6 protein-coding genes are annotated in these 11,990 nt (G+C 66.3%); 2 read left to right on the forward strand and 4 right to left on the reverse strand.

From position 1 onward, the window contains the following. Positions 1-54 precede the first annotated feature (54 nt). From C1926_RS00150 to C1926_RS00165, 4 genes are all read right to left on the reverse strand, one after another. Positions 55-2,805 carry a TonB-dependent receptor gene (locus C1926_RS00150; protein WP_254057351.1) on the reverse strand — a complete coding sequence of 917 codons (2,751 nt, stop codon included), beginning with the start codon at positions 2,803-2,805 and terminating at the stop codon, positions 55-57. Positions 2,806-2,974: 169 nt separating this feature from the next. Further along, positions 2,975-3,370 carry a hypothetical protein gene (locus tag C1926_RS00155; RefSeq protein ID WP_108760591.1) on the reverse strand — a complete coding sequence of 132 codons (396 nt, stop codon included), beginning with the start codon at positions 3,368-3,370 and terminating at the stop codon, positions 2,975-2,977. A 488-nt stretch (positions 3,371-3,858) separates the two neighbouring features. Next, a complete protein-coding gene (gene eda / locus C1926_RS00160) occupies positions 3,859-4,497 on the reverse strand; it encodes a bifunctional 4-hydroxy-2-oxoglutarate aldolase/2-dehydro-3-deoxy-phosphogluconate aldolase (RefSeq protein ID WP_079224507.1) in 639 nt (212 codons plus the stop codon). Beyond that, positions 4,484-5,503 carry a sugar kinase gene (locus C1926_RS00165; protein ID WP_108757859.1) on the reverse strand — a complete coding sequence of 340 codons (1,020 nt, stop codon included), beginning with the start codon at positions 5,501-5,503 and terminating at the stop codon, positions 4,484-4,486. Before C1926_RS00165 ends, eda begins: the two co-directional genes overlap by 14 nt. 285 nt (positions 5,504-5,788) lie before the next feature. Between C1926_RS00165 and C1926_RS00170 the strand changes: the two genes are divergently transcribed. Together C1926_RS00170 and C1926_RS00175 are read left to right on the forward strand one after the other, a co-directional pair. After that, a complete protein-coding gene (locus tag C1926_RS00170; RefSeq protein WP_079224511.1) occupies positions 5,789-8,569 on the forward strand; it encodes a TonB-dependent receptor in 2,781 nt (926 codons plus the stop codon). Between the two features lie 225 nt (positions 8,570-8,794). Next, entirely contained in the window at positions 8,795-11,971 is a 3,177-nt protein-coding gene (locus tag C1926_RS00175; RefSeq protein WP_108757860.1) for a TonB-dependent receptor, read from the forward strand. Positions 11,972-11,990: the final 19 nt, after the last annotated feature.

Here is an 11,990-nt window from a genome sequence, read left to right on the forward strand (position 1 = left end):
TACGTTGCGTGTCGCCGGGCACGGCCCGGCGCTACCAGATCAATGCAGCGTGGATCAGAAGTCCGCGCGGATGCCGAAGGTGACGCGGCGTCCGGAGAACTCGTACTGGGTCGGGAACGCCTTGTCGATCGTGTAACCGCTGGTCTTCTCGTCCAGCAGGTTGATCGCTTCCAGGTTCAGCTTCCAGGTGTCATTGAGGCGGAAGCCGATCGAGGCATCCAGCTGGCCATAGGCATCGCGGTAGACCGGATACATGTTCAGGTGGATGTACTCGACGTACTTGTCCTTGTAGTTGTACGAGGCGCGCGCGCTGAAGCGGTCGTTCTCGTAGTACAGGGTGAAGTTGTACGCCTTCTCGGCCAGGCCTTCCGGCGGGGTCGGGATATCCAGGTCCGAGGCACCGGTCAGCGAGTTGTCCAGCTGGGTGTAGTTGGCATTGATGCCCCAGCCTTCCAGCGCCGGGTGCAGCATCGACAGCGGCAGCTGCGCGACCAGCTCCACGCCGGTCACCTTGTAGGAACCGTCGGCGTTGACCGGCTGGTAGACCTCGAAGTCGTAGTAGCCGTCCAGCGAACCGTTGGCGTTGAGCTTCTCGACGTTCGGCACGATGCCGGTCAGCGACTGCCGCACCACGCCGTCGATCTTCTTGGAGAAGTACGACGCGGCCAGCAGGCCACCGTTCTGCAGGTACTTTTCCAGGCCCACTTCCCACTGCTTGGCGGTGGTCGGCTTCAGCGCCGGGTTGCCGTCCATGAAGCGGAAGCTGCTCCAGCTGACGGTGCGGCGGTAGGCGATGTCGGTCAGCGACGGACGCATCAGCGTTTCCGAAGCGGCACCGCGCAGCACCAGGCCGTCGGCGATCTCGGCGGTCATGTTGAAGCTGGGCAGGATCTTGCTGTAGTCGCCGCTGCTGGAGATCGGCGACGGCGTATAGCCGTTGCTGCCGTCGGCGTTCTGCACCGGGTGGAAGCCGGCCGAATCGACGTCGGTGTCGATCGAGCGCACGCCCAGGTTGGCGTACACCGGCACGGCGCCGATATCGAAGTAGAAGTCGGCCATGGCATACAGCGCCAGGGTCTTTTCCTTCACTTCGTAGTACTGGCCCGGATCGATCGGGGTTTCATAGCCCGGGTAGCGGAACGTGGCACGCGCATAGGCGTTGGACACCTGCTGCCAGTCCAGGTCGCTCGGGCGATAGGCGCCGCCCGGGGCCAGCTGGCTGATCCACACCGGGTTGCTGTCGGCCAGCGTGCGGGTATTCACCCACGCGGCGCTGCCGGCGGTCGGGCCCTGGATCTTGCCGCTGCCGAACTCGCGTTCCTTGGTCTTGTCGGTGTAGCGCGCGCCGAACTGCACGCCGCTCAACGCCGGGAAGAAGGCCAGGTTCATCTGCCGGCGCAGGTCGAGCTGCGCGGCGTACTTGTCATCCTTCACCTTCTCCAGCTCGGTTTCGTACGCTTCGAACAGGTACTTGTCCGCAGCGTTGTACATGTCGAAACCACCGGTGGTGCTGGGCACGGTCTCGCCGCCGTTGCTGGTCCAGCGCGTGCGCGACGGTGCGTAGGCCACGTGCTTGAGGTTGGCGTAGTCCGAATCCTTGCGCGCACCGGAATAGCCGACCAGCGCGTCGATGTCCCAGCCGCCGACCTTCCAGTCCAGCTTGCTGCTGAACTGGCGGTAGTCGGTGTTGGCGTTGCGTTCCTTGCTGAGGATCTCGTGCTGGGTGGCGGTGTAGGCCACGTCCTTCAGCACGGTGATGCCGTAGTCGCCCAGCGTGGTGTTGTCGTAGTCGTAGATGCGGTCCAGGGTGCTGCGGCTGGATGCCGAGTAGGCCGCGGCATCGTACTCGTCCTCGTGCGTGTCATAACCGCCGAACATCGCATCGAAGCTGAGCGAGAAGGTATCGCTGGGCTTGAACTGCAGCGAAGCGGTGGCGCCCCACTGGTCCTGCTCGTTGAGGTAGACGCGGTCGCCGACCTTGTCCTGGAAGATGATGCGGCTGGTCTCGTCCTTGTCCATGCGGTCCTGCACGACGATGCCGGCATCACGTGCCAGCACGGCGGCGGCCTGCGAACCGCGCGTGCCCGACGCTTCCAGGAAGCGGCCCATCGGGCGGAAGTTGATGCCCGAGTTGGAGTCGGTGCGGTTGGTGCGCTTGGCCTTGGAGAACGACACCAGGCCGCCCCAGTCGCCCCAGGTGTCACTGGCGAGGAAGGAGATCTTCGGATCGATCTTGCCGTTGATCGAGTTGTGCGAGGCTTCGGCCGAGGCACTGAACTTGGGCTCGGGGAAGTCGAACGGCTTGGCCGTCTCGATGTAGACCGAACCGGCGATGCCACCTTCCTCGTCGGCTGCGGTCGGCGACTTCTGCACGGTCACCGTCTGCACGACGTCGGCGGCGAAGATGTCGAACTGCACGTCGCGCCCACCACTGCCCGAGGCGGTGGCGAGGTTGTTGATGGACACCAGGGTGAACTCGCTGGGAAGGCCACGCACGCTGACCTTGCTGCCCAGGCCCTTGTTGCGCTCGATGGTCACGCCCGGCATGCGCTGCAGCGCTTCGGCCAGGTTCTGCTCGGGGAAGTCGGCCACGTCGGTGGCGACGATCGAATCGGAGAAGCCGATGTTGGCGCGCTTGAGGTCGACGGCGCGTTCCAGGCTTTTGGCATAACTGCCAGAGACCGTGACGGTGTCCAGCTGCTGCAGCTGTTCGCGGGTATCGCCATCGGCGGCTTCTTCAGCCATTGCATCGATGGGCAGCACGGCGAGGCCGCCGATCAGCACCGCATGCACGGCGCGGGACAAAAGCTTCGCATGGGGGGCCGCAGCGGCAGCCTCCCGGTTCTGGTAACGCATCGGATGATTTCCCGGTTCCCTGTGGTGTCTTACGCCGCGCCTGCCCCTTTATCCGTGGGTGCAGGCCCCTGCGCCGCGTTGCCGACCTTCGGCGGGCACCGAGCCTAGGGGGGAATTGTTAAGCCTGTGTTGCGCTGCGGGACGGACGACGACCGAACCACCAGCCACCGAGCAGCTGCAGCGGCAGCGACACCAGCAGGGAGATGGCGAACCAGCGCGGAAAATCACCGCCCATCACCCACAGGCCGTAGCCGCTGCCGACCACCAGCAGCGTCCAGATGGACGTGCCATGCGCACGCGGCCAGCACGGTGCGTAGTAGGTGGCGAAGGCGATGCCGGCGATGCCGCCGAGCACGGTGAAGGCCAGGTCCCAGCCCAGTTGCGCTTCGCTGCCGGGGTGCAGGCCGAACAACGACGGCAGCCAGCCGCCGGCACTGCTGACCAGGGCCAGCGCGAGCAGCGCGCCGATCAGGGCGACGACGGACAGGAAAGCGGTCTTGAGCATCTCGGGCATGTGCGCATTGTACGGCGCAGCGTGCACAGGAGCGGCATGGCCGCCGCATCCGTGGGAGAGGGAAACGGAGCGGCGGCCACGCGCAGGCGGATTCGCAATGTTGGCGTGCCCGACCCGCCTCCCACGGCCACGAAGTGCCCCACGCCCGTCATGGCCGGGGAACTGCGGCGGGTCCGGTCCGCCAGCCATGCCGCATGGCAATGGCTGTGTGGCAGAGGCCTCGGGTATCGAAGATTCCAGCGCCATGCCCGCCCCCGGACATGGCACCGGGCGTCGATGCCCGTGGCGTGCCGAACTCGCGGAAGGCGATGCCCTCCGCTTGAGGGAGAGCATGCAGGGGCGGCGTTGGCGCTGCCTTGATCCTGATCAATGGATCAAGGCAGCGTAGAGTCGAGCTTGCTCGACTGCTTTTTGCCAGAAGCCAGTCGAGCAAGCTCGACTCTACGGAGAGCAGCCGCCGAGCATGGCTCGACGCTACCGAAGCCCGGTCAGCCGGCCAGCACCGCTGCTTCGCGGGCCAGGCGCTCGATGCTGTCCCAGTCGCGCGACTGCATCAGCGCGGCCGTGGTCAGCCACGAACCGCCCACGCACAGCACGTTGGGCAGGTGCAGGAACTGCGGCGCGGTCTGCGCGCTGATGCCACCGGTCGGGCAGAAGCGCACATCGGCGAACGGGCCGTGCCACGCCGACAGCAGCGGCGCACCGCCGGACTGCACCGCCGGGAAGAACTTGAACGTGTCCAGGCCGTGCTCCAGGCCGAGGATCAGTTCCGAACCGGTAGCCACGCCGGGCAGGTACGGCAGATCGGCGTCGCGCGCGGCGGCGTACAGCGTCGGCGTCGCACCGGGCGACACCGCGAAGCGCGCACCGGCTGCCTTGGCGGCCTCCATCTGCGCCGGCGTCAGCACCGTGCCTGCGCCCACCACGGCGTCGGGCACGGCCTCGACCATCGCCTTGATCGCGTCCAGCGCACGCGGCGTGCGCAGCGTCACCTCGATCACCGGCAGGCCGCCACGGAACAGCGCCTGGGCCACCTGCACCGCATCGTCGATGTCATCAGGGGTGAACACCGGAATCACCGGTGCAAGTTTCAGTACCGCACGTACGCGCGGATCAGCGCCGGACATCGAATCGCTCCTCGCCCACCAGGGCCAGTACGTCAGCTTCGCTGACGGGGTTGAAATCGCCGGGGATGGAGTGCTTCAGACCACCGGCGGCCAGGCCGAAACGCACGGTGGCGTCGGCATCGAAGCCGGACAGGATGCCATGCAGGATGCCTGCGGCGAATGCATCACCACCGCCGATGCGGTCGACGATGCCCTGCAGCTGGCGCACCGGTGCCTGCGCGCGGGTGCCGTCGCGGCCCAGCAGCAGCGCGCCCAGGGCGTGGTGGTCCACGCTGAGGGCCTGGCGCTGGGTGCAGGCCATCCACTGCAGCTGCGGGAATGCGGCGAACGCGGCGGCGGCGGCGGCTTCGACCTTGGCCACCACGTCGGCCTGCTCGAAGCGCTGGCCGAGGATCACTTCGATATCGCGGTAATCGGCGAAGACGATGTCGGCCTGGGCGAACAGCGCGTGCAGGATCGCCTGCGCATCGCCGCCCCAGCGCTGCCACAGCTTGGGCCGGAAGTTGCAATCGAAGGACACGCGCACGCCCAGCTCGCGCGCCGCACGCGCCGCCGCCAGGGTGGCCTGGGCCACGTCCGGGCCGAGCGCCGGGCTGACCCCGGACAGGTGCAGCCACTGCGCGCCCTGCAGCAGCACCGGCCAGTCGTAGTCGGCGGCGGTGCTGTGCGCGAAGGCCGAGTCGGCGCGGTCATAGACCACTTCGCTGGCACGCTGCACCGCGCCGGTGGTGAGGAAGTACAGGCCCATGCGCCCGTCCGGGTCCTGCCGCACGCTGCGCGTGTCGACCCCGTGCCGGCGCAGTTCACCCAGCACGTGGGCGCCCAGCGCGTTGCCGGCGACGGTGCTGACCATGGCCACCTCATGTCCAAAGCGGGACAGCGAGACACCCACGTTCGCTTCGGCCCCACCCACGTGTACCTGCAGCTGCGGCGACTGCATCAGCAGTTCGTGACCGGGCGCCCCCAGGCGCAGCAGCAATTCCCCGAAACATACGACACGACCCATTTCCGCTCCCTTACGCTGGCCGCCAGCGGGTACTGCTGGGCGGCGTGGAATCGCGCCACGCAGCCGCGTGGCGGTTGACCATCGGTGTCATCGCGAAACCGACCGGCCGTGCACACAGCCTACCAAACTGTCGGAAGCATTGTCCCGCAAGCGTCTTGGAGACATTACAGGTCTGTTGCGGTGCAAGATGCCGCAGAGGGAACGTGCTGCTACCGTCGGCTCTGACCAGCGGTGTCATTCCGCTGAAACACTCGCGAGACCAGACCTTTGGGAGAGGGGAAAGGCATGCATTCTCGGAACCACGCAAAAAAGACACCGGTTACCTTGCTGGCCATGGCGGTCAGCCTGGCCCTTTCGGCGGGTGCCGCCGCCCAGCAGCAGAGCGAGGCGCCCAGCGCCACCAACCTGGATACGGTCAACGTCACCGGCTACCGCGCCAGCGTCGAGAAGGCCCTGGACATCAAGCGTGGCGAGGCCGGCGTGGTCGATGCCATCGTGGCCGAGGATGTCGGCAAGTTCCCGGACCTGAACCTGGCGGAGTCGCTGCAGCGCATCCCGGGCGTGGTCATCACCCGCGAGGCCGGTGAAGGCCGCAACATCTCGGTGCGTGGCCTGGGCCCGGACTTCACCCGCGTGCGCATCAACGGCATGGAAGCGCTGACCACCGTCGGCGCCGGCGACCAGAGCGGCGGCACCAACCGCGGCCGCGGCTTCGACTTCAACGTGTTCGCTTCGGACCTGTTCTCGCAGATGGTGGTGCGCAAGACCGCCTCGGCCGACGTCGAGGAAGGCTCGCTGGGCGCAACGGTCGACCTGCGTACCGCGCGCCCGTTCGACTACGACGGCTTCACCTTCGTGGCCAGTGGCCAGGCCAGCTACAACCAGATGGCCGAGAAGGCCGACCCGCGCCTGGCCGCGTTGATCTCCAACACCTTCGCCGATGGCACCTTCGGCGCGCTGCTGTCGGTGGCCTACTCCGAGCGCCAGGCGCTGGAGGAAGGTTCCAACACCGGCCGCTGGGCCAACGGCCCCAGCAACGGTGGCTTCAGTGCGGCCTCGCCCTTCACCGCCGCGCGCAGTGCCGATGTCTACCACCCGCGCTTCCCGCGCTACGTGCAGATGGAACACCAGCAGAAGCGCCTGGGCGTGACCGGCTCGCTGCAGTGGAAGCCCTCCGACCGCACCGAGATCTCGCTCGACACGCTGTACTCGAAGATCGACGCCACGCGCGACGAGCACTACATCGAAGCGATCTCCTTCAGCCGCAACCGCGACTCGGCCACCGGCGCCAACCGCCGCCCCGACCGCGACGGCAAGCCGGAAACCATCGTGCGCAACGGTGAGATCCGCAACAACGCGCTGCTGTACGGCGAGTTCGACAACGTCGACCTGCGCACCGAGAACCGCCACGACGAATGGAACACCGAGTTCAAGCAGGTCAGCCTGAACTTCGATCATCGCTTCACCGATGATTTCCAGATGACCGGCAAGGTCGGCATCTCGCGCTCGGCGCACGAGAACCCGGTGCAGACCACCATCATCATGGACAAGTACGATGTGGACGGCTACAGCTACGACTACCGTGGCAACAGCCGGGCGCCGATCATCAACTACGGCATCGACCCCACCAATCCCAATGGCTGGGAACTGGCCGAGATCCGCCTGCGCCCGCAGTACGTGGACAACGACTTCGACACCGCCGAAGTCAACTTCAACTGGAACCTCAGCCCCGGCTTCCGCCTGAAGGGCGGCGTGCTGGCCAAGGACTACACCTTCAGCACGCTGGAGCTGCGCCGCACCAGCGAAGGTGCGGTGCCGGTGATCGCCAACGGCAGCCGCATCGTGCCGGCCGACCTCACCAGCCAGGCTGGCCTGAAGGGCATCAACGGCTCGCCGTCGAACTGGGTGGTGCCCAACCTGGGTGCCATCGCCGACCTGCTGGACATCTACAGCAACAGCGGCACCTTCGCCGTCGCACCGCGCGCGAACAACAGCCGCAGCGTCGAAGAGAAGGACCGCGGCGTCTGGCTGATGGGTGAGTTCTCCACCGACCTCGGCGCCATCCCGCTGTCGGGCAACTTCGGCGTGCGCTATGTGCAGACCGAGCAGACCTCCAGCGGCGCGGCCACGGTCGGCGGCGTGCTGGTGGATGCCACCACCAACCGCAAGTACAACGACACCCTGCCCTCGTTCAACCTGGTGGCCGAGATCACCCCGGACTTCCTGATCCGCCTGGGTGCGGCCAAGGTGATGAGCCGCCCGGGCCTGGGCAACCTGACCCCGGGCGTGACCGTGGCCGTGGCCGGCGGTGCGCGCACCGTGGCTGGCGGCAACCCCAACCTCGATCCGTTCCGCGCCACCAACGTGGACATGAGCTTCGAGTGGTACTTCGCCGAAGGTGCGATGGCCGGCATCGGCCTGTTCTACAAGGACATCGACTCGTTCGTGCAGACCACCCGCGAAGTGCGCCCGTATTCCAGCAGCGGCCTGCCGGCCAGCCTGCTCGACGGCACCGGCGCTTCGGTCAACGACGACTTCACCTTCAGCATCCCGCTCAACACCCCCGGCGGCGAACTGTATGGCGTGGAAGCCAACTACACCCAGCCCTTCACCTTCCTGCCCGGCAAGTGGTCCAACCTGGGCGTGCAGCTGAACTACACCTGGGTCGACACCAGCATCCAGTACGTCAATGGCGCGGGTGCAGCGGTGATGAAGAACCAGCTGACCGGCACCTCGAAGAACGCGTGGAACGCGACGCTGTTCTACGAAGGCGATGCCTGGTCGGGCCGCGTTTCGGCCACCAACCGCAGCGACTACCTCACCCAGGCGCCCGGCCAGGAAACCGGCTTCAACCTGGACGGCTACCACGGCATGACCGGCACCACCGTCCTCGATGCGTCCATCCGCTATCGCATCAGCGACCAGCTGGAACTGAGCCTGGAAGGCATCAACCTGACCAACGAAGCCTCGGATGAGTGGGTGTACTCGCCCACCACCGGCCAGCTGCCGCTGCAGTACACCGAAACCGGCCGCCAGTTCCTGCTGGGCGTGCGCTACAAGTTCTGACCGCCGACGCGGCGGCGTGGCAGCACGCCGCCGCACTTCGAGTGCAACGAAGAAACGCCGCTGCAGCTGCTGCGGCGCAAGATGCCGCGCGCCATGCGCTTTGTTACGTTCACGCGTGACCCGCGGTGTCAGCAAGTCGTTGCACCTGCGTCGTACCGGAGGAGGCCGGTACGCACGCTAGAACGCCTTCGCAACGCTTGAGGACACCCTGGGAGGGGATTACAGATGGATTCGTCGCTCGCGCTTCACTGCGGCCGCGCGCCGCTCACCGTGCTTGCCCTGTCGATCGGACTGGCGCTGAGCCACGCCGCGCATGCACAACAGACGCCGGAAGCGGCCGCCGCCGATGCGGTCGACCTGGACAAGGTGGAGGTCAAGGCGACCTACCGCGAAAGCCTGCAGCAATCGCTGGACGAAAAGCGCTACAGCGTCGAGCAGGTCGATGCGATCTACGCCGAGGACATCGGCAAGTTCCCCGACCTGAACCTGGCCGAGTCGATGCAGCGCATTGCCGGTGTCTCCATCGACCGCGAAGGCGGCGAGGGCCAGCAGATTTCCGTGCGCGGCCTCGGTTCGGATTTCACCCGCGTGCGCATCAACGGCCTGGAAGCGCTGTCCACCGCCGGCAGCGGCAGCACCGGCGTCAACCGCAGCCGTGGCTTCGACTTCAACACCTTCGCCTCCGAACTGTTCAGCCGGGTCAAGGTCAACAAGACCCAGTCGGCGCAGATGGACGAAGGTTCGCTCGGCGCCACCGTCGACCTGCGCGCGTCGCGGCCGTTCGACTTCAATGGTTTCCAGGCCTCGCTCAATGGCCAATACGGTTACAACGAACTGTCGCGCTCGAAGGACCCGCGCGTGTCGGCGCTGCTGAGCAATACCTGGGCCGACGGCCGCTTCGGTGCGCTGGTGTCGGCGGCGTGGAGCAAGCGCACGATCTTCGAGGAAGGCTACAACCCGGTGCGCTGGGAGCACGGCAACTACCGCAACTCCAACCAGGCCACGGCCGCCAACAACGGCACCTACGGCTTCTGCAGCCCGGCCGGCTATGACCCGCAGACGCCGCGCAACCCGGCCGCCAATGAAACCGCGCAGGGCGTCGGCAGCGCCGCCAACCAGGCGCGCAGCAACGGCTGGGGCAGCTACGGCATCGACGCCACCCACTGCGGCACCGGCATCGACCGCCCCGACGCGACGGCAGAGAACATCGCCGCCTACGAGACCGCCACCAATGCGTGGATCCCGCGCTACCCGCGCTACATCCGCACCGAGCATGAGATCGAGCGGCTGGGCGTCACCGGCGCGCTGCAGTTCCGCTTCAGCCCCGACAGCCTGCTCAACCTCGACCTGATGTACTCGAAGCTGGACAAGGACCAGCGCGAGGACTCGATCGGCGCCAACCTGCATCGCACCGCGCAGTACGGCGGCAAGACCCAGATCGTGGTGCGCGAGGCGCAGGTGGATGCGCAGAACCGGCTGGTCTACGGCGTGTTCGACAACGTCGACTTCCGCACCGAATCGACCGCCATCGAGGAAAGCACCGAGTTCAAGCAGGCCAGCCTGAACTTCGAGCACCGCTTCAACGATGCCGTGCGCCTGGACGCACTGGTTGGCCACTCCTCATCCAGTTTCGAGCGGCCGGTGTTTTCCATGGTCAGCTTCGACAATAGCAACCTGGATGGCTTCGTGCTGGACATGCGCAACGGCGCCAGCATGCCGTCGATGACCTTCCCCTTTGCCCTGGGTGATGCGGCATCGTGGCAATGGCTGGGCTACGGCACCGCGCCGGTGAACGCCAACGGCACCGCGCGCGGCGGCAACATCAGCGAAGTGCGCCTGAACCCGCAGTACGTCGACAACAGCTTCGACACCGCCAAGGTCGACCTGACGTTCAACGTGTCGCCCACCTTCACCCTGCGCGGCGGCCTGGCCTACAAGGACTACGGCATGCGCACGCAGGAGTACCGCAACATCAGCTATGGCCGCATGTCGCAGGCGCTGCCCGATGGCGTCGGCGTGGGCGACCTGTCCACCAGCCTCGATGGTTTCGGCAAGGGCCTGGACGGCAGCACCCCGGGCAGCTGGCTGATCCCCGACTTCAACCGCATCGCCGAGCTGCTGGACATCTACTGCAACTGCAACACCGGCACCCTCGGCGGCGACTACCGCCTGGCCGGCGTCGGCCACTTCGGTGCATCGAACAACAACTTCGACGTGACCGAGAAGAGCTACGCCAGCTACCTGCAGCTGGACTTCAACACCGAACTCTGGGACCGCCCGTTCCGCGGCAACCTCGGCCTGCGCTACGTGCGCACCGAGATCGATGCCAGTGGCTATGCACCGTGCCAGGCGGCAAGCAGCAGCGACCTGTCGGCGGCATGCGAACCCTTCCTGGGCGTGGCCAGCGCCACCGCCGATGCCGGCGAGCGCCTGCTGGTGGCCACCACCGTCGGGCACCGCTATGACGACTGGCTGCCCTCGCTGAACCTGGCCTGGGACCTGACCGACAGCGTGGTGCTGCGCTTCGGTGCGGCCAAGACCATGGCCCGGCCGACCCTGTCCAACCTGTCGCCCAGCGTCAGCGGCGGCCCGACCAGCTTCCTCGACGAGGACCGTTACTACTCGATCAACCTGGGCAACCCGAAGCTGGATCCGTTCCGCTCCACCAACTACGACCTGAGCGCGGAGTGGTACTTCCAGGAAGGTGCCCTGCTGTCGGCGGCGGTGTTCTACAAGGACATCGAAACCTACGTGCAGCGCACCCGCCTGCTGACCACCTGGGGCGACATGGGCTACTCGCTGGACCTGCTGCCGGCGGGCTTCAGCCCGAACACGCTGTTCAACGTGCAGAGCTACTTCAACACCCCGGGTGGCCCGCTGAAGGGCTACGAGCTGACCTACCAGCAGCCCTTCAGTTTCCTGCCCGGCTTCTGGAAGAACTTCGGCATCCAGCTGAACTACACCCACGTCGACTCGAAGATCAAATACCTCTTCAGTTCCGGCAGCGGCGACACCATCATCACCACCTATACCGAGAACGACCTGCTGAACCTGTCGCCGAACTCGTACAACGCCACCCTGTACTACGACGACGGCCGCTTCAGCGCACGCGTATCCACCAGCTACCGCGATGCCTACATCAACCAGATCCTGACCCAGGAGAACGTCTGGGACCTGGACGGCAACCAGTACGCCACCGCCGATGTCACCGGCAAGTACAGCGTGGAGAACGTGGATTTCAACATGTCCTGGAAGTTCAACAAGCAGCTGACCGTCAGCTTCGAGGCGATCAACCTGCTGGACAGCGCCGACGAGCGCTTCGTCGATTCGGCCCTGTCACTGCCCGATCGCTACACCCACACCGGGCGCCAGTACTACCTGGGGCTGCGCTACAAGTTCTGAGCACGCACCCTGTCCCGCC

Origin of the sequence: Stenotrophomonas sp. ZAC14A_NAIMI4_1, from assembly GCF_003086915.1 — a bacterium.
Lineage (GTDB): Bacteria > Pseudomonadota > Gammaproteobacteria > Xanthomonadales > Xanthomonadaceae > Stenotrophomonas.